Below are 18,387 nucleotides of genomic sequence, written 5' to 3'. Positions count from 1 at the left end.
CGCTGATACAAGAAAAGGGCTCCGTGATCGCGGAGCCCTTTTTGCATGTCCGGATACAGTCCGAGCGCCGAGCACAGGGAACCGCAGGCCAATGATCCACTAAGTTCAGACCCGTTCAGCAAGGTGACATCACCCGCCACGGGTCGTCAGCGCTCACGCGTTGCCCCTTCCCTTGCACCATCTGAGCTCAGGAGGCCCCATGCACGGCCCGAATCCCGATGAGCGCTACCCGTTTCAGGGGGCGCCTCACACTGTTTTCATCAAGAACGTCATCACCGGCTCAAACATTGAGGCTGGCGACTACAGCTACTTCCATGATTTCGAGGGCGCGGACCAGTTTCAGGAGAAATGCGTCCGCTATCATTTCGACTTCATCGGCGACCGGCTCGTCATCGGAAAGTTCTGCGCCATCGCCTCCGGTGTGCAGTTCATCATGAACGGCGCAAACCATGCGATGGACGGGGTGAGCACCTACCCTTTCAGCATCTTCCAGAATGGCTGGGAGAAGGACTTCAATCCCGAGAGCTTTGCCAGAGCCAACCGGGGCGACACGATGATCGGCAACGACGTCTGGATCGGCAATGGCGCGACCATCCTGCCCGGCGTGAAAATCGGTAATGGCGCGATCATCGGCGCCAAGTCGGTCGTCGCCGGGGATGTACCCGACTATGCCGTGGTGGCCGGCAATCCGGCGCGTGTGGTCAGGCTCCGCTTTCCGGAGGAAGACATTCGCAGGCTTCTGGCTGTTGCCTGGTGGGACTGGCCCGCGGACAGGATCACCGGGGCTTTGACCGCCCTGCGCCAGTCCGGCATCACAGCTCTTGAGGAAATCGCTGCCAGAGAGCCATGAAACCAGGCCGTCCGGCACCTGCTGCTACTCGACGGGAGCGTTTTTGCCCGCTAGAAGTCGTCACATGAGCGACGATGCAAAATTCTCCACAGAACAGCTGGAAGCCGGACGGCTGCTGTTTGCCAAGCCCTGGACCTTCCGCACAAGCGTGGCGGACATGGCCAACCTGCCTGCCATCGGCAACACCGAGATCGCCTTCGCAGGGCGGTCCAACGTCGGCAAGTCCAGCCTGATCAACGCCCTGACCGGGCGCAAGGATCTGGCACGCACGTCCAGCACTCCGGGCCGGACGCAGATGCTGAACTTCTTTGCAGCGGATGACACGCCTCTGACCATCGTCGACATGCCAGGCTACGGCTATGCGCAGGCGCCAAAGGAATTGGTCGACTCCTGGACGAAGCTCGTCTTCTCCTATCTGCGCGGCCGCCCGACTCTGCGCCGTGTCTTCCTGCTGATCGACAGCCGCCACGGCCTGAAAGCCAATGACCTGGAAGCCATGGCGCTTCTGGACAAGGCCGCCGTGATCTATCAGGTGGTGCTCACCAAGTCCGACAAGATCAAGCCGCCCGCCCTTGTCCGCCTGATGGAAGAGACCTCCGCGAAGCTGATCAAACGGCCCGCCGCCTATCCCGAAATCCTCGCCACGTCTTCGGAAAAGGGCCACGGGATGGCAGAGCTGAAAGCCGAAATTCATCAGCTCGTCACCAACTGACGATACGCAGCCGCCGATTGAGTGCCGGTTCAAAACCGGCTATCAAGCGAAACTCTGTTCACTCCAGTCAAAGCGAGTTCACCTGCCCCATGACCACGACTGAAGAACTCAACCGCGCCCATATCATTGCCCAGGCCCTGCCCTACATGCAGCGCTACGACAACCGGACCGTGGTGGTGAAATACGGCGGTCATGCGATGGGCGACCCTGAACTGGGCAAGGCTTTCGCGCGGGACATCACCCTGCTGCGCCAGTCCGGTGTCCAGCCGGTCGTCGTCCATGGCGGCGGACCGCAGATCGGCAGCATGCTGACCCGTCTCGGCATCGTCAGCGAGTTCCAGGGCGGTCTGCGCGTGACCGACAAGGCTACCGTCGAGATCGTCGAGATGGTTCTGGCCGGGTCGATCAACAAGGAAATCGTTCAGACGATCAACGCCGAAGGCGGCCGCGCGGTCGGCCTGTGCGGTAAGGACGGCAATATGGTGACAGCCGAGAAGCTGCGCCGCACGTCTATTGATCCGGATTCCAACATCGAGAAGGTGATTGATCTCGGCTTCGTCGGCGAACCGGCAACCGTCAATCCGACCGTGCTGAAGCTGGTGCTCAAGGAAGACCTCATCCCGGTCATCGCACCTGTTGCCCCCGGCGTTGATGGCGAGACCTACAACGTCAATGCGGACACTTTCGCAGGCGCTATCGCCGGCTCCCTGAACGCCAAGCGGCTGCTGTTCCTGACGGACGTGCCCGGCGTTCTGGACAAGGAAGGCAAGCTGATCAAGCAGCTGACCGTTGCCCGCGCCAAGGAACTCATCAACGACGGCACCATCTCCGGCGGCATGATCCCCAAGGTCGAAACCTGCTTCGAAGCTCTCGAACAGGGCGTCGAAGGTGTCGTGATCCTGAACGGCAAGGTTCCGCATGCGGTGCTGCTCGAGCTGTTCACCGACGGCGGCGCGGGGACGTTGATCAGACCGTGACAGGCAAGAAAACCCTTCCGGCGGAAGGCCAGCACGCCCACCGCCGGGACCTGCGTGTGTTTCATGGGGTCGAAGCCTGGGTCTTCGACCTCGACAACACGCTCTATCCGGCAGATGCGGATCTTTTCACGCAGATCAACGACCAGATTGCGTCCTATGTGGCGCGTCTGCTTGGCATCAGCCAGGACGAAGCCCAGATCCGCCAGAAAGCCTACTATCATGAGTATGGCACCACCCTGCGCGGGCTGATGGTCGAGCACAAGATCGATCCGGACGAATTTCTCCGCCACGCCCATGACATCGACTATTCGGCATTGAAACCCAATCCCGAATTGCGCAAGGCCATCGCAGAGCTGCCGGGCAAGAAGTTCATCTTCACCAATGGCGACCGCCCTCATGCGGAGCGCACGGCGGAAGCACTTGGCATCACCGGTGAGTTCGAGGACATCTTCGATATCGTCGCAGCCGACCTTCTGCCGAAGCCGAATCTTGAGACCTACGAGCTGTTTGTGCAGCGCACCGGCATTTCGCCCGTCCGCGCCGCCATGTTCGAGGACCTTCCGAAGAACCTGGATGCCCCGCACAAGCTCGGCATGCAGACCGTCCTGATCGTGCCCCCCGGCACCCGCGACGTCTTCCGGGAAGACTGGGATCTGGAAGCAGAAGGTACCAAGCACGTGGACTTCGTGACAGAAGACCTTGCCGGCTTCCTGGCAGCCGTTGGCGGGGCCATGCGCACTCTGTCCTGAGGACAGGCCGAAACTCAGACACAGGACGGTGCACCCGGAATGATCAAGATGAATCCGATCGTTCAACGGCTGGGCCGTCCTGCACATGCCGCCTCGCGCACCGAGCGGCTGATTCATGCCAACCTTCCCAGGGTCTACCGCATGCTGGGCAAGGGATGGTTCGCCAGGGCTGCCGTCGAGTTCCTGGCCTTCGGCATCAAGCAGGCCTATGCCTGCATCTATGGCGGGCTCCTGCTGGCGCTGATCCTTGGAACGCGGTTTCTTTATCCGGATGACGCGGCGCTTACCCGGTACGATTTTCTCTTCCTTTCAGCCGTCGGCATCCAGATCTGGCTTCTCGCCGCAAAGCTCGAAACGCTGGATGAGGCGAAGGTGATCATCATCTTCCACATCGTCGGAACGGCGATGGAAGTGTTCAAGACCGCTGCCGGCTCCTGGGTCTATCCGGAGGAAAGCCTGTTCCGCATTGGCGGGGTGCCACTGTTCACCGGCTTCATGTATGCGGCCGTCGGCAGCTATCTGGCCCGTGTCAGCCGCATCTTCGATTTCGGCTACACGCGCTATCCGCCGCTCTGGGCGACCTGGCTTTTTGCCGCTGCCATCTATGTGAACTTCTTCTCCCACCACTACATCATCGATCTTCGGATCGGTCTGTTTGCGTTGCTGTTCCTGCTCTATGGCCGCACGTGGGTTCATTATTCCGTCTATCGCTACCGGCACAGGATGCCGCTGGTCCTGGGCTTCTTCCTGGTCGGGCTGTTCATCTGGCTGGCGGAGAACATTGGCACCTTCGCGAATGCCTGGCGCTATCCCGGACAGGAACATGGCTGGCAACTGGTCTCGCTTGCAAAACTCAACGCCTGGGTTCTGCTGATGATCATTTCCTTCGTTCTGGTCACCCTGATCAGCCCGCCGGAAAGCGAGGCAGACCGCCAAAAGAAAAAGGCTTGATGCCGCGCCCACTGGACGCGGAACGGGCTTGGATCTATTGATTGAAACTCAACTGTTTCAAGAGATCCACCATGGCGTCCCTGCGTGCCCTTCATGCCTTTTCCCTCCTGGCCCGTCATGGTCGCGCAGCACAGGCCGCGGAAGAACTCGGCGTCTCTCCGTCCGCCCTGTCCCACCTCATGCGCAAGCTGGAAAGCGAGCTGGGAACCACCCTCGTCCTGCGCGACGGGCGCGGTCTGACCCTGACCGAAGAAGGGCAGAGACTTGCGGTCGGAATCGGAGATGCCTTTGAGCGGATCGATGGCGCTGTCGACAGCTTCCGGCGCCGGGGCCGCACAGAATTACGCATCAGCACCGTCTCCACATTCGCCACCCGCTGGCTGATTCCCCGCCTTCCAGAATTCCAGGCCCGCCAGCCGGATGTCGAGATCCTTCTGTCCGCCTCAACCCGCGTGATCGATCTGGAACGGGAGAACTACGACTGCGCCATCCGGCTCGGCAGAGGCAACTGGACCGGGGTGGACCGCTCGCTGCTCTGGCAGGAGCACCTCGCCGTCACCATGGCGCCCAAGCTGCTTCCGGACAGCAAGAGCGAGATCCAGCCGTCCCTGTCCCGATTGCGCCTGCTGCACAGCGCCAGCCGCCGCAACGACTGGCCGCTCTGGCTGCAGAAGACCGGCCTGAGCCATTCGGACGCGGCCTCCGGCACGCTGCTGGAAAGCCGGGACCTTGCCATTCAGGCAGCCGTCGCCGGAATGGGGGCCCTTGTCATCGACAGGCGCTTCGTCGAGCAGGAAATCCGTGCAGGGCACCTCGTGATGCCGGACTGGCCGGTTCTGGAACTTGAGACCGGCTACTGGTTCGTCCGTTCCCCCAACCGGCCGATTTCCCGGCCAGTGGCCGCCTTCCGGGACTGGCTTCAGGAGACTGCGGCTAGCCCCACAGAATGAGCCCCAGCACCGCGCCGATGATCAAGGCGCAGCCGGCGACTTCGATGCGGGACACATGCTCGCGGAAATACAGCCAGGACGCGGCAAAGGTGAAGACCAGCTCGATCTGGGCCAGGGCACGGACATAGGCCACCTGCTGCAAGGTCATGGCCGTGAACCAGCCCACAGATCCGGCAATGCCCGCAAGGCCGATCCAGCCCGCCACCCGCCAATGCCGCACGCAGGAGACAAGCTGATCAGGTGCGCGCCAGCCCATCCAGAGCCCCATCACGACCGTCTGGAAGAAGGTAACGCAGGCCAGAGCGAAGCCTGCCCGCATGGCGACTTCCCCGCCATCCAGAGAGAGGGTTGCTGCCCGGTAGAAGGCCGCAGACCCGCCAAACAGCGCGGCGGAGGCAAGTCCGATCAGGGCGGGCTTTCCAACCAGGGCCGATCCGACAGCCTTGAGCGTCAGGGGCGTGCGCGCCACCGAAATCACGATCACGCCAATCACGCCAACGAGAATGGAAAGGGCGGCAATCAGCGTCAGTTGCTCACCCAGAATCAGAAAGCCGAACAGGGCCGCTTGAACCGGCTCGGTCTTGGAATAGGCCGTGCCGACAGCAAAATTCCTGTAGGAGAAGAGGTGAACCAGCAGAAACGTCGCAGCGATCTGCGCCAGACCGCCAATGGCTCCGTTGATGGCGGCAGCCAGGGTCAAGCCCGGAAAGGCTAGGCCAAATCCGAAATGCAACACGGCCACATAAATCACCGCAAAGGGAAAACCGTAGCTGAAACGGACAAAGGTCGCGGCCGTCGTGCCGAAGGTCCCCTTCATCTTCTTCTGCATGGCGGAGCGGAGGTTCTGGCAAAAGGCCGCAAAAAGCGTGATCGGGATCCAAAGTTCCATCAAGACCTCCTGTCTGCCTCATGCAGATATCTCAAGCGTTCCTTGCCCGATACCACGGCGAAGCGGGCGAAAGGTGGGACATAAACTCAACGATGCTTGACGTTGCCACTGAAGGTCGGCTTGACAGCGAAGCGCACTGGCGCTTAGGTCCGCTCCACATCCATGCCAACAAGCCTCGCAGGAGACTTTCCCGTCCATGACCACTGACCTCGCCAATCTGGCCTCGACCATCGACGCCGCCTTTGACGACCGCGCCAACATTGACGTCAACACCCAAGGGGACGTTCGGGACGCCGTTGAAAAGGCACTGACCCTCATGGATCAGGGCACCCTGCGCGTTGCAGAAAAGAAAGACGGTGACTGGGTCGTCAATCAGTGGGCCAAGAAGGCCGTGCTGCTGTCGTTCCGCCTGAACGACATGGAAGTCGTGAAGGGCGGCCCGGGCGAGTCCACCTGGTGGGACAAGGTGCCGTCCAAGTTCGAAGGCTGGGGCGAAAACCAGTTCCGCTCCGCAGGCTTCCGTGCTGTTCCGAATGCTGTTGTCCGCCGTTCTGCCTTCATCTCCAAGGGCGCCGTTCTGATGCCGTCCTTCGTGAACCTCGGCGCCTATGTCGGCGAGAACACCATGGTCGACACCTGGGCCACTGTTGGCTCCTGTGCCCAGATCGGCGCAAATGTGCACCTGTCCGGCGGCGTCGGCATTGGCGGCGTTCTGGAGCCGCTTCAGGCCGGCCCGACCATCATTGAAGACAACTGCTTCATCGGCGCCCGCTCGGAAGTCGTGGAAGGCTGCATTGTGCGCGAAGGCGCCGTTCTCGGAATGGGCGTCTTCATCGGCAAATCCACCAAGATCGTCGACCGGGCAACCGGTGAGATCATGTATGGCGAAGTTCCGCCCTACTCGGTCGTGGTTGCAGGTACGCTGCCGGGCAAGCCACTGCCGAATGGCGAGCCGGGCCCGAGCCTCTACTGCGCCGTGATCGTCAAGCGTGTGGACGCCCAGACCCGCTCCAAGACCGGCATCAACGAACTGTTGCGCGACTGAGCGCAAGCCGCACAGAGCGACCTGTTACGATTGGCCGGGGCGTTTCCACGCTCCGGCCTTTCTGCATTTGGACGGTCCAACAGCTTTCCAGACTATTGAAGGGCACGCCCCCAGAAACCTGAGTGTATTGTCAGTCAATCCTAACCTTCCCGAGAGAAAGCGGCGCCAATTGCACAATTGGTTACCCTCCCCCGGATGATTTGTTTGAAATATCTCGCGATTCAAACCTAATATATCTGAACGGCCCAGCACGGTAATCTCTAGCAGGTGCAGTGCTGGTTTCAGACAATTCATTCCCGCCCGGGTGTTTGCCCTTTTTGATTGAACTCGGACAGTGCGCTTTCGGACATGATTTCAAGTATGACCCGTTTTGTTGTTAGCCATCTCTCTGCCTGCTCTGTCTTTAAAAGGGCTGGAGCGACCGCGGCACTCTGCCTGATCTGGCTCTTCTCACATCTGGCAACATCCGAAGCAGCCACCTGGAACACCATGCCGCCGACCAATCCGTCCTCCGAAGGGACGCGGCTGGCGCTGGTGATCGGCAATGCAGCCTATGGCAACGTGACCCCGCTCGCCAATTCGGTGACCGATGCGCGCTCCGTCGCCAATGTCACCCGCGACCTCGGGTTCACCACCACGCTGGTGGAAGATGCCGGCCGGTTCGACATGAACCAGGCCATCGACCGCTTTCTGGAATCCATCACGCCTGATGCCGAAGTGATGCTCTATTACGCCGGGCACGGCGTGGAACTTCAGGGCGCAAACTATCTGCTGCCGATCGACATCCCGTCGCTTGACTACAATGACGACCGGCTGCTGCGCAGCGAAGCGATCAACCTGTCCGACCTTATCCTGGATATCGAAGGCCGGTCCCCTCGTGTGACTCTCGCCATCCTGGACGCATGCCGGGACAATCCCTTTGCCCGCAACCGGACCCGCAGCCTGGGCAACACCAGGGGCCTTGCACGGGTCGACCCACCCACAGGCTCCTTCGTGATCTTTTCCGCTGGCGCAGGCGAAGCAGCCCTCGACTCGCTCGGCCCCGAAGACACGAACCCCAACGGTCTCTTCACGCGCAACCTCCTGAAGCTCATGCAGCGCGATGGGGTGGAACTGCGCACAATGGTGCGGGAACTGCGCAAGGAAGTGCAGGTCGCCGCGCTCCAAGGCACCGGCCTGTCACAGGTTCCAAGCTATTATGACCAATTGATCGGCGACTTCTATTTCAAGCCGAAGTCCCAGACTCCCGCGAACCCGGCCTCTCCAAAAGCGCCCGAGCCTGCGGCTCCTCCTGCCCTCGTGCGCAACCTCTGCGAAACGATGGTCGATCCGGATGCGCCCAAATCCTCGATCATTTTCAACGACTACAACAACATCATTGCCGCCTGCGAAGGCCTCGCATCCGAACAGCCTCAGAACACGCAAGTTGCGTCCCTTCTGATGACGGCACGAGAACAGCAAGCCTATCAGCGCGTCGTGACGAGCGAGAGCACGCAGTTTGCCGAAGCCTATCTCCGCCTCTTTCCCGATGGCCGGCACAGGGATGAGGTGCAGACCCATCTGGCGAGCCTGACCCCTGCCGACATTCAGCCTCAGCAAGCACCGGCGCCCGCACCGACCGTGACAGCCCAGATTGATCCGGAAGTGCTTGTGCGCGGCCTGCAAAGCAAGCTGTCCGAGGCAGGCTGCTACACCGGCAAGATCGACGGGGACTGGGGACGGGGAAGCCGGACAGCGCTTGCGGCCTATGCCAAGCACAGCGGCAGGACACTCAGCGATGCAGAACCCTCGTTGGCTCTACGCGAGGAACTGGCGGCAATTACCGGCCGTGTCTGCCCGCTGGAGTGCGGCGCGAAATATGACGAGATCGGCGGCAAATGCGTGCTGAAGACCTGCCCTTCCGGTCAGGTGCTGTCTTCCGCCGGCAAATGCTACGTGCAAAAAGCCAAGGAAACCCCGAAGCGTTCAACGGGCGGCAGCCGCTCGGGCAACTGCTTCATGTTCAACGGCCAGCAGTTTTGCGACTGACCTATTTTTCACACCAGTCGTTTCACCCGATGACAGGACAAATGCCTTGCTGGAAAGATTATCCTTGCTCGTAGCGGCTCTTGCCGCATTCGCCTTGCCCGCACAGGCGGATGAAGTGTTCGGAAAGTCCATCAAGATCGATGGCAGCTTCGAGACCCAATATTGTTTTTCTGGCCGCCCCTGTAATCCAAAGACCGAAAGCCGGGAAGCCACCCATATGTATGTCTCGGAAGATGGCAAGAACATCTTCATCTACGCCGGCAAGAACAAGGGTGAACTTCAGCCGAACGGCAAATGGGTCGACTATGGCAAGCGCGGAAAGGTGCGCGTCACAGCCCGGGGCAATCAGGTGACTGTCGACGGGTCTCTCGATCCCATCACCTTAAAGCGGGACATCCGGGTTTCCGGCAAGACGTGCAAATCCGGACTTCAATACTTCGCCCGTGGCGCGAAGTCCTCGACCCGCTATCTCAAAGTCACCTGTTCCGTGACCAAGGGAAACCGTTTCCAGAAATAGATTTCCAATCAAAGGAATTGAGATGCGCCTTATCTTTCCTCTCGCGCTGATGCTGCTTTCTTTCAGCACCCCCGCGCTTGCCGCCAATCCGATTTATGGGAAGTCGATCTATCTGGACTACAGCTACACGCTCAAGTTTTGCCAGGGCAAGAACGACTGCACCGACTCGCTGACCTATAGCCATGAGAAATACAAGTTCTATCTCTCCCAGGATGGCCGCCATATCTTTCAGTACGACAAGAACAGCGGCGGCGATTTTCTGGTCAACGGCACGACCTTCCAACAAGGCAATACGCGCGTAACAAGTTCAGCGGCTGGCAACGCACTGGAGATCCGGCTGAAGGGCAAAACCGTCACCAACACCCTGCGCATCACGGTAAATGGCAGCAAATGCAAGTCGAGCTACAAGGTTGATGCAGTCGGCCGCGACACGGTCATGAAATACACCACCCACACCTGCCGCGTCTCCGAAGGCAATATCTTCAAGTAGGTGCTGCGATTGCGAAAATACTGAAAGGCTGAGTTTTCAGCCTTTCGTGCCTCTTCCAGAAGTTCTTGACCGGCTGGGTCAGAAGCCCAGAAGACGGCCCGAAAGTTCGCTGATCAAGAGCGACAGGACGAAGTCCAGGATCACAATGCCGACGGACGCGCTGACGGTCGCGCCAAGCGCAATCCGGGCGATGCGGAAGTGATACCAGGCAACGATCATCAACCGCGCCAGTGAGAAGAGCACCATGATCCCGGCCGGGATCACACCGATGACGTAGAGCAGTCCGGCAAGGGCGTAAGGCGCGGTTGAAATCAGGCTTGCCCAGTTCCGCACGATGATGAAGGGCACATAGCTGCGGGAATATCCGAGCCAGCCGGCCAGCAGGGCAAACAGGACCGGGAAGGTCACCCAGTCGATGGCAAAGTTGAGGGACTGGGCCAGCCAATAGGCTTCGCCCGGCAGGTCTTCCGGGCTCAGACCCGTTTCAGACAGAATGAGCTGCCATTCGGCGATCGACGTGATGAAGAAGGCGGGCAGCAGAAACACCGCCACGCCAAATGACCGCCAGAACCCCGAAAGGGACAGGTCGAAATAGCCCATGCCCTCAGGCCGGTTGAACAGCAGCAACCAGGCCCCTCTGAGGGAAAGCCGCAGCTCCTGACCCGATGGCAGCATGTCGCCCCCTACGCCTTGACCGCGAAATAGGAATCCAGAAACACCCGGTAGATCTTCGCCAGGTGATCAAGATCCGCCACCTTGGTGCATTCGTCGACCTTGTGCATGGTCTGTCCGACCAGGCCGAACTCCACCACCGGGCAATAATTCTTGATGAAGCGGGCATCGGACGTGCCACCGCCGGTGGACAGTTCCGGACGGCGTCCGGTGCTGGCCTCTACCGCATCGCTGAGCGCGCCGATCAGAGTGTCGTCCTTGGTCAGGAACGACTCGCTGCAGTCGCGCCGGAACTCCAGGGTCCAGTCGAGCCCGTCGACTGCTGCCTCTTCCAGCGTCGCGGTGATCTTTGCCTTCAGGGTGTCCAGCGTCCACTCGTCGTTGAAGCGGATGTTGAACCGGGCCTGTGCCCGGGCCGGGATGACGTTGAAGGCCGGATTGGCAACGTCAAAGGTGACGATTTCCAGATTGGAGGGCTCGAACCGCTCATTGCCGCGATCAAACTCGACCGCATCCAGAGCCGACATCAGACGCATGAGGCCCGGGATCGGGTTGTTGGCCAGATGCGGATAGGCGGCATGGCCCTGAACACCGTTGACCGTGACAATGCCGGAAAGCGAACCGCGGCGGCCAACCTTGATCGCGTCCCCCAGAGCATTGGGGTTGGTCGGCTCGCCAACGATGCAGGCATCAAAAACATGGCCCTGCTTCTCGGCCCAGTCGAGCAGCTTCACCGTCCCATTGACGGCGGGACCTTCCTCATCGCCCGTGATCAGGAAAGAGATCGTGCCGCCGAAATCTGCGCCTCGTGCGCCGACGAATTCCAGGGCTGCCGCAGCAAAGGAGGCAATACCGCCCTTCATGTCGACCGCGCCGCGGCCATACAGAATGCCGTCGGATACTTCCCCTTCAAACGGGCTATGGCGCCAGTCCGCCGCATTGCCTGCGGGCACCACATCCGTGTGCCCGGCAAAAACGAAATGCGGCTTGCCGGACCCAATCGTGGCGAACAGGTTTTCCACGTCCGGCGTGTCCTCATCCTTGAAGATCACACGATCAACCTTGAACCCCGCCTGCCCCAGAAGCTGCTCCAGAAAGGCCAGCGCACCGCCTTCAGCAGGCGTGACAGACGGGCAACGGATCAGATCGCGGGCGATCAGGGCGGCGTGCGGAAGCTGTGCGGACATTCGGAAACCTCGAAGGAGTGGCCAGAGCCGGCCAGGTGAGCGGTCAGATACTCAGGCGGCTGGCTTGCGGTAATAGCTGTTCGGCATCGGGCCGTACCTGTTGGGCCGCTGCTGGCTGGGCACGAAGCCCATCACGGCAACAAACAGCACATTGGCGATCGGCACCAGCACCATCATGCCGGCAAAACCCGGCAGGCCGGCGTCCTGGCAACGCTTCATGACAAGCGCCAGCTCGATCCATTGCAGCACAATGAAAAGGATCGGAAACAGCGGGTTGGACTGGACGAAGGCCGCGATGTTCAGCTCTTCGACAGGCACACTCGTGTCCAGCGTGTTGAGCCACATGCTGATCGCGACGCCAATCACCAGCCAGCTGAAAATCATTCCGAGCCAATAGGGCTCACGGCCAAGCCGCCCGATCGGGCTTGCGAACAGCCACCCGAGGCTGGGAGTGAGATTGGCAGGTACGTTCTGAAACGACATCGGAAATCCGGTCTGTGATGCTTCTAGTGCCTAGGAGTTAGTTGGAACTTTGCCCCGGATCAAGTGTGGCCGGTGCCGCAGCACAATTTACTGCTTTCTTCCCATTGGCAACTCGCACGGCCCACTGCATTGTGAAGAGGTCCTGGGAGGGGCAGAGGGAGGAACTGATGACTGAAAACACGCATACACCCGCTGAAGGGATCGAACCCTCTCACCGGCCCATGCCCACTGTTCGCCAGATCACCACAAATGATGTTGTGGATGCCCTGGCCGCCGGTATCCGGGATTTCCGCAAAGCGCCTGTCTACGGGCTCGTGATCGGCGCCTTTTATGCAGTGGGAGGGTTGCTGATCATCCTGACCGCCTCTGCGCTCGGCATGACCTATCTCAGCTATCCGCTGGCAGCGGGCTTTGCCCTGATCGGCCCCTTTGCGGCTGTCGGGCTTTATGAAGTCAGCCGCCGCCAGGAAATCGGCGCTCCGCTCAGCTGGAGCGCGATCCTTGGCACCATGTGGGACCAAAAGGGGCGAGAGCTGTCCTGGATGGCCTTTGTGGTGCTCTTCGTCCAGATCATGTGGATGTATCAGGTCCGCCTGCTCCTGGCAGTCTTCATGGGCTTCCAGTCCTTCGCTTCTTTCGGGGAATTCGTCTCGGAGATTTTCGGTACGCCCGAAGGCCTGATGTTCCTGGCCATTGGCCATGTCGTCGGCGCGATCCTGTCCGTCGTGCTCTTCTCCCTGACGGTGATCTCTTTCCCGCTTCTTCTGGAACAGGACCGGGACTTCATCACGGCCATGATCACGAGCGTGAAGGCTGTCGTGACCTCTCCCGTGCCAATGATCGGCTGGGCAGCCATCGTCACCGTGACGCTGATCCTGTCGATCGCACCCGGATTCCTGGGACTGATCGTGACGCTGCCCGTGCTCGGGCATACGACCTGGCATCTCTACAGGAAGTGTGTCGAGCCGGAGCACGCTGCCTGATCAGGTTTCAGGCCAATAGGAATGGCAAGGTCAGGCTTCGCCGTCGTCATCTGCGGCGCTGGCCTGACCTTCATCCTGCAGCGCTTTCTCGCTTTGCCAGGCAGCTTCAGCTGCCTGATCGGCTTCCACTGAGCGATAATCAACCCGGGTGAGATAAAGCCCGTCCGCGGGCGCGACCGGGCCGCAGGCCGTGCGATCACGGGCTGCCAGGGCCTTGGTGATATCCCCCAGCTGCCATTTGCCCTCGCCCACTAGACGCAAGGTGCCGACCATGGAGCGGACCTGATTGTGCAGGAAGGAGCGGGACGAGCACTCTGCCAGGATCATCTGCCCTTCCCGGCGCACGGAGAAATGCTCCAGCGTCTTCATCGGGCTTTTGGCCTGGCACCGGGAGTGACGGAACGTCGTAAAGTCATGATGGCCGACGAATTCCTGCGCGGCCTCGTTCATGATCTCCGCATCCAGATCCGCCTTCACATGCCAGGCGAGGCCCAATTCATGGGTGAGCGGCGGGATACGGTTGAATATCCGGTAGCGATAGGACCGGCGGATCGCGGAGAAGCGCGAGTCCCATCCCTCATGCATCTTCTCGCAGTCGATAATGACCACCGGATCCGGCTGGCAATGAAAGTTCATCGCCGCCATGACCGTCGCCGCAGGCCAGTCCTTGGTCAGATCCGCGTGGGCCACCTGACCGGTGGCATGAACGCCGGTGTCCGTCCGCCCTGCCCCGCCTACGGCGATATCCTCTCCGCAGAAAGACTTGATGGCGCGCTCCAGCACGGCCTGAACGGATGGGCCGTTCGCCTGGCGCTGCCAGCCACAGAAGGGCCGGCCATCATATTCCACGGTCAGTTTGTAACGGGGCATGAGCGTTCTTATTCAAATTCCTGGAAGGGCGTCGCAAATCCGACTTCAACGGGCAGGTTGCGGGTCCCGTCTTCACTCAAGGCAAGCGCCATGAAAGCATTGCCCGCATAAGGGGCCTTCACCTTGCGCGCAAGCCCGGCGTCAAAGCCGAAGCGCGGATAATAGGCGGGCGGGCCCAGAACGAGAATGAGGTCCTCTCCCATGTCCCTGAGCCGGGAAATCCCGGCCTCGATCAAGGCAGACCCGACACCCTGGCGCTGGAACTCCGGCCAGACGGAAACGGGCGCCATGCAGGTGATGGCGAGGGACTGCCCCGGACCGACATCGGCAGGCGTCACCCGGCTGAAGCCGACATGGCCAAGGATGCGCCCATGCGTCGTCGTTGCAACCAGCTCAAGCACGAAGGCACCACAGTGACGCAGGCGATGCACCAGCCCGGCTTCCGTATCCTGATCAAAGGCAGCCGTCACCAGCTCCTTGACGCCGGTCTCATCGGCAGCGACGACAGGACGGATCTGGACAGGTATCTTCTCTTGCGCATCACTCATTGGCCGCCTCCCCGCTTTCAGCTCAGATCCTGCCCTGCGGACAGTTTGGCGCCGCGCTGAAACTCTTCACCGGACATGGGCTTCTTGCCCGCGCGCTGCACCTGAACAAGCCGAACAGCTCCATGGCCGCAGGCGATCACCGGTCCCACACCTTCAACCGACAGAACGGTTCCGGGCGCACCAGCGCCCTCGGCCAGCTGGCTGCGCAGGATCTTCACGCGCTCCGGCTTGCCGGACAGGTTCATCTCGCACCATGCGCCCGGGAACGGCGAAAGACCACGAATGTGATCATGCACCTCTTTGCCCTCTTGCGACCAGTCAATCCGGGTCTCGTCCTTGGAGAGCTTGCGAGCGTAGGTCACGCCCTCTTCCGCCTGGGGGGTCTCGTTCAGGGCGCCGCGCGACAGGGCCGCCAATGCGCGCACCATCAAATCACCGCCCAGCGCCGACAGGCGGTCATGCAGATCTCCTGCCGTCATGGTCTCGCTGATTGGCAGGGTTTCGGACATGCAGACAGCACCTGTGTCCAGCCCCTCTTCCATGCGCATCACCTGAACCGCGGTCTCCCGGTCCCCGGCCATGATCGCCCGGTTGATCGGGGCAGCTCCGCGCCAGCGCGGCAGGAGCGAGGCATGAAGATTGAGGCAGCCTTCGCGCGGCGCGTCCAGAACGGCCTTGGGCAGCAGAAGGCCATAGGCCACCACCACGGCCACATCCGCATCCAGGTCCGCAAATTTCTGCTGCTCTTCCGGATCCTTCAGGGAGACGGGTGTGAAAACCGGAATGCCAAAGGATTCCGCCGCCTCATGTACCGGAGACTTCTTCAACTCCATGCCGCGGCCAGCTGGACGGGGCGGCTGCGAATAACAGGCAACCACATCATGCCCCTGGCCGACGATTTCCATCAGGGTGGGCACGGAGAAGTCCGGGGTTCCCATGAAGACGATACGCAAGGACATGATGCTTCCAGGTATTTTGAGGACAATAATTGCCCTTATTGCGCAATCAGGCGAGGCCGGGCAACAGGGCTTTGAGGCTCGAGGTCATCATTTCCATCGCAATTGCGGCGAGGATCATGCCCATGAGGCGGCTCATGATGCTTGTGGCCGTCTGTCCGAGCTTCTGCCCGAGCCAAGGGGCTGCCAGAAACGTCGTGCCCAGAAGCACGACGGAAGCGGCAATCGCTGCGGCATAAGCGATCATCTGCTCTGCGCCATGGGTCTGTTGGCGGAAGATGATCAGGGTCGAGATGGTGCCTGGTCCGAGCAACAGCGGAACAGTGAGCGGATAGATGCCCGGATTGTCGAGCGTCTCGTGGTGCTCTTTTTCCTGATCGGTTCCGCTATGCGATTTGCTCTGCTCACCAGAGACCATCTTCAGGGCGATGAGCAGAATGAGCAGGCCGCCCGCAAGGCGGAAACTATCAACGGAAAGGCCAAAGAGATTCAGGATCGCTTCGCCCGCAAGCGCCACAAGAACGGTGCCGACCGCAAGGCTAGCAATCACCGTCAGCGCGATGGCGCGCTGTCCGGCGGTGTCCCGGTCATCGGTCAGTGACAGGAAGACGGGCAGGTTCGCAATCGGGTTCATGATCGCGAAGAGCGCGGCGAAGAGTTTCAGGAAGAAGGCAACATCCATTTCCTGTCTCCTTTTGCGCTGCCACCCGGGCTGTTGACTGGGTCAGCCCTTGCCGGTCAGCTTGGCTTGCTTCAGGAACTTCTTCATGACCCTGTCCCGCTTCAGCTTTGACAGATAGTCGATGAAGAGAACGCCATTGAGGTGATCGAGCTCATGCTGGATGCAGGTGGCCAGCAGGCCGTCTGCCTCGATCTCGCCCTTCTTGCCGTTGCGGTCCAGATAGCTGACGCGCACCTGAGCCGGACGCTCCACATCCTCATAATATTCGGGAATGGAGAGGCACCCTTCCTGATACACCGAAAGCTCTTCGCTTTCCCAGGTGATCTCGGGGTTGATGAACACCATCGGCTCCTTGGGAGCGTCTTCCTTGGCCACATCCAGAACGAAGATGCGCTTGAGGACGCCGATCTGGCTGGCGGCCAAGCCAATACCCGGCGCTTCATACATGGTTTCCAGCATGTCATCGGCGAGGGCGCGAATGCTGTCGTCCACGGAAACGATCGGATCACAGACCTGACGGAGCAGCGGATCGGGGATGATGATGATGTCACGTTTTGTCATTCGCATCACATAGGCAAAGCAGCCGCGCCGGTCAACGCGTTTGAACACGGATCTGACTGCAATCAGACCCGAATCGTTCTATGTTTGTTTCATGCAGGATATTCTCTTCGTCATAGGCGGACGGGCGGTCACCATTCTGGAGGCATCTGTCGCCGCCGGCTTCATGCTGTTGGGTCTCATCCTGATGGTTGCCTGGTCCGCCTTGCGCCAGATCCGGTACCGTTCTGACGAGGAAAGCGTGGCGGCCGAGCGCATCCAAGAGCTGGAACAGCACCTGTCCATGCTGCTGCGTTCTCAAGGCGAGATGTCCGGCCGGATGCAGACCATGGCCGAGATCTTCGGCTCCCGCCAGTCCGACATGATGCGGGCCGTCAACGAACGTCTCGACGGCATGGGGCACAAGCTCGGTGTCTCCATGGCCGACACGACCCGGCAGACCCATGAGGGCCTGCGGCAGCTGCACGAACGGCTGGCGGTGATCGACCGGGCCCAGCGCACGATCACGGATCTGTCCGGGCAAGTGGTCGAACTGCAGTCAATCCTATCCAACAAGCAGACACGCGGCGCTTTCGGTCAGGGACGGATGGAAGCGATCATCCAGGATCAGCTCCCCTCCTCTGCCTATACGTTCCAGGCGACTCTTTCGACCGGGACACGGCCGGACTGCCTGGTGCACATGCCCAATGGCGCCCCGTCCCTTGCGATCGACGCAAAGTTCCCGCTGGAGGGCTTCAATCTTCTCCGCAAGGCCCAGAACGAAGATCATCTGAAGCAGGCACAGGCGCAGTTCCGCCGCGACTTTTCCAAGCACATTCAGGACATTCACGAGAAATATCTGCTGCCCGGGGAAACCCAGGACACGGCCTTCCTGTTCGTGCCGTCCGAAAGCATCTTCGCGGAATTGAACGAAAGCTTCGAGGACCTGATCCAAAAGGCTCATCGTGCCCGGATCGTCATAGTCTCCCCATCCCTCCTGATGCTGTCCATCCAGGTCATCCAGGCGGTGCTTCGCGATGCCAAGATGCGCGAGCAGGCCCATCTCATCCAGGCTGAAGTCGCGCATCTGACCGACGACGTCGGCCGACTGAATGACCGGGTCACCAAGCTGCAGAGCCATTTCGGTCAGGCGAACCGGGATATCGAACAGATCCTGATTTCAACGGACAAGATCACGCGCCGCAGCCGCAAGATCGAGGAACTGGACCTTGGGGATCTGCCGTCAGCACATCTTGAGACAGGCCAGAGGCTGCCCGCCTCCAGCTGAGCCAGCAGCCTTGCCGCTTCTGC

The 18,387-nt window shown here is 60.6% G+C and carries 21 protein-coding genes; 12 read left to right on the top strand and 9 right to left on the bottom strand.

The window, feature by feature from the left end; all coding sequences use genetic code 11:
• The first annotated feature begins 199 nt into the window (after positions 1-199).
• The 6 genes from BUA94_RS02210 (at position 200) to BUA94_RS02185 (ending at position 5,189) form a co-directional block, all read left to right on the top strand.
• Positions 200-850: a CatB-related O-acetyltransferase gene (locus BUA94_RS02210; RefSeq protein WP_073008241.1), complete on the top strand. Its 651-nt coding sequence runs from the start codon at positions 200-202 to the stop codon at positions 848-850.
• A gap of 64 nt (positions 851-914) precedes the next feature.
• Positions 915-1,562, top strand: a complete 648-nt coding sequence (yihA, locus tag BUA94_RS02205; RefSeq protein WP_073008238.1) for a ribosome biogenesis GTP-binding protein YihA/YsxC — start codon at positions 915-917, stop codon at positions 1,560-1,562.
• An 89-nt stretch (positions 1,563-1,651) separates the two neighbouring features.
• Complete coding sequence (argB, locus tag BUA94_RS02200; protein ID WP_073008234.1) at positions 1,652-2,539, top strand: acetylglutamate kinase; 888 nt, start codon at positions 1,652-1,654, stop codon at positions 2,537-2,539.
• A complete protein-coding gene (locus BUA94_RS02195; RefSeq protein ID WP_084081661.1) occupies positions 2,536-3,288 on the top strand; it encodes a pyrimidine 5'-nucleotidase in 753 nt (250 codons plus the stop codon). The genes argB and BUA94_RS02195 overlap by 4 nt, the downstream gene beginning before the upstream one ends.
• A gap of 48 nt (positions 3,289-3,336) precedes the next feature.
• Entirely contained in the window at positions 3,337-4,239 is a 903-nt protein-coding gene (locus BUA94_RS02190; protein WP_073010708.1) for a DUF817 domain-containing protein, read from the top strand.
• Between the two features lie 71 nt (positions 4,240-4,310).
• On the top strand, positions 4,311-5,189 hold the full coding sequence (locus BUA94_RS02185; RefSeq protein WP_073008232.1) for a LysR substrate-binding domain-containing protein: 879 nt from the start codon (positions 4,311-4,313) through the stop codon (positions 5,187-5,189).
• On the opposite strand, the gene BUA94_RS02180 is transcribed toward BUA94_RS02185, so the two are convergent.
• Positions 5,173-6,078: a DMT family transporter gene (locus BUA94_RS02180; RefSeq protein ID WP_073008231.1), complete on the bottom strand. Its 906-nt coding sequence runs from the start codon at positions 6,076-6,078 to the stop codon at positions 5,173-5,175. The genes BUA94_RS02185 and BUA94_RS02180 overlap by 17 nt on opposite strands.
• A gap of 196 nt (positions 6,079-6,274) precedes the next feature.
• Between BUA94_RS02180 and dapD the strand changes: the two genes are divergently transcribed.
• The 4 genes from dapD to BUA94_RS02155 all read left to right on the top strand — a co-directional run bounded on the left by dapD (position 6,275) and on the right by BUA94_RS02155 (position 10,158).
• Positions 6,275-7,123: a 2,3,4,5-tetrahydropyridine-2,6-dicarboxylate N-succinyltransferase gene (gene dapD / locus BUA94_RS02175; RefSeq protein WP_073008229.1), complete on the top strand. Its 849-nt coding sequence runs from the start codon at positions 6,275-6,277 to the stop codon at positions 7,121-7,123.
• Between the two features lie 360 nt (positions 7,124-7,483).
• Positions 7,484-9,151, top strand: a complete 1,668-nt coding sequence (locus tag BUA94_RS02165) for a caspase family protein (RefSeq protein WP_175557978.1) — start codon at positions 7,484-7,486, stop codon at positions 9,149-9,151.
• 64 nt (positions 9,152-9,215) lie between these two features.
• Positions 9,216-9,668: a hypothetical protein gene (locus tag BUA94_RS02160; protein ID WP_073008220.1), complete on the top strand. Its 453-nt coding sequence runs from the start codon at positions 9,216-9,218 to the stop codon at positions 9,666-9,668.
• 22 nt (positions 9,669-9,690) lie between these two features.
• The gene (locus BUA94_RS02155) at positions 9,691-10,158 is read left to right on the top strand and encodes a hypothetical protein (protein WP_073008218.1); all 468 of its coding nucleotides are present in this window, start codon (positions 9,691-9,693) and stop codon (positions 10,156-10,158) included.
• Between the two features lie 78 nt (positions 10,159-10,236).
• Here BUA94_RS02155 and BUA94_RS02150 read toward each other — a convergent pair whose 3' ends face one another.
• The 3 genes from BUA94_RS02150 to BUA94_RS02140 are packed head-to-tail and all read right to left on the bottom strand — an operon-like array spanning position 10,237 to position 12,500.
• The gene (locus tag BUA94_RS02150) at positions 10,237-10,833 is read right to left on the bottom strand and encodes a hypothetical protein (protein ID WP_208979946.1); all 597 of its coding nucleotides are present in this window, start codon (positions 10,831-10,833) and stop codon (positions 10,237-10,239) included.
• Positions 10,834-10,841: 8 nt separating this feature from the next.
• Complete coding sequence (dapE, locus tag BUA94_RS02145; RefSeq protein ID WP_073008216.1) at positions 10,842-12,017, bottom strand: succinyl-diaminopimelate desuccinylase; 1,176 nt, start codon at positions 12,015-12,017, stop codon at positions 10,842-10,844.
• A gap of 51 nt (positions 12,018-12,068) precedes the next feature.
• Positions 12,069-12,500 carry a DUF805 domain-containing protein gene (locus tag BUA94_RS02140; RefSeq protein WP_073008214.1) on the bottom strand — a complete coding sequence of 144 codons (432 nt, stop codon included), beginning with the start codon at positions 12,498-12,500 and terminating at the stop codon, positions 12,069-12,071.
• Positions 12,501-12,667: 167 nt separating this feature from the next.
• Between BUA94_RS02140 and BUA94_RS02135 the strand changes: the two genes are divergently transcribed.
• The gene (locus BUA94_RS02135; protein WP_073008212.1) at positions 12,668-13,483 is read left to right on the top strand and encodes a DUF2189 domain-containing protein; all 816 of its coding nucleotides are present in this window, start codon (positions 12,668-12,670) and stop codon (positions 13,481-13,483) included.
• 30 nt (positions 13,484-13,513) lie between these two features.
• Here BUA94_RS02135 and truA read toward each other — a convergent pair whose 3' ends face one another.
• From truA to def, 5 genes are read right to left on the bottom strand one after another with little or no spacing between them, the layout of a single operon-like run.
• On the bottom strand, positions 13,514-14,353 hold the full coding sequence (gene truA / locus BUA94_RS02130) for a tRNA pseudouridine(38-40) synthase TruA (protein ID WP_073008210.1): 840 nt from the start codon (positions 14,351-14,353) through the stop codon (positions 13,514-13,516).
• 8 nt (positions 14,354-14,361) lie between these two features.
• A complete protein-coding gene (locus BUA94_RS02125) occupies positions 14,362-14,901 on the bottom strand; it encodes a GNAT family N-acetyltransferase (RefSeq protein WP_073008208.1) in 540 nt (179 codons plus the stop codon).
• A 17-nt stretch (positions 14,902-14,918) separates the two neighbouring features.
• Entirely contained in the window at positions 14,919-15,854 is a 936-nt protein-coding gene (fmt, locus tag BUA94_RS02120; RefSeq protein ID WP_208979993.1) for a methionyl-tRNA formyltransferase, read from the bottom strand.
• 52 nt (positions 15,855-15,906) lie between these two features.
• Complete coding sequence (locus BUA94_RS02115; protein ID WP_073008204.1) at positions 15,907-16,539, bottom strand: MarC family protein; 633 nt, start codon at positions 16,537-16,539, stop codon at positions 15,907-15,909.
• Positions 16,540-16,581: 42 nt separating this feature from the next.
• Entirely contained in the window at positions 16,582-17,100 is a 519-nt protein-coding gene (gene def, locus BUA94_RS02110; RefSeq protein WP_073010703.1) for a peptide deformylase, read from the bottom strand.
• A gap of 91 nt (positions 17,101-17,191) precedes the next feature.
• Here def and BUA94_RS02105 point away from each other — a divergent pair, with 91 nt between their 5' ends.
• On the top strand, positions 17,192-18,364 hold the full coding sequence (locus BUA94_RS02105) for a DNA recombination protein RmuC (RefSeq protein WP_073008201.1): 1,173 nt from the start codon (positions 17,192-17,194) through the stop codon (positions 18,362-18,364).
• Positions 18,365-18,387 lie beyond the last annotated feature (23 nt).

Origin of the sequence: Roseibium suaedae (assembly GCF_900142725.1) — a bacterium.
GTDB classification, from domain to species: Bacteria; Pseudomonadota; Alphaproteobacteria; order Rhizobiales; family Stappiaceae; genus Roseibium; species Roseibium suaedae.
This window is presented reverse-complemented; position numbering and strand designations above follow the sequence as displayed.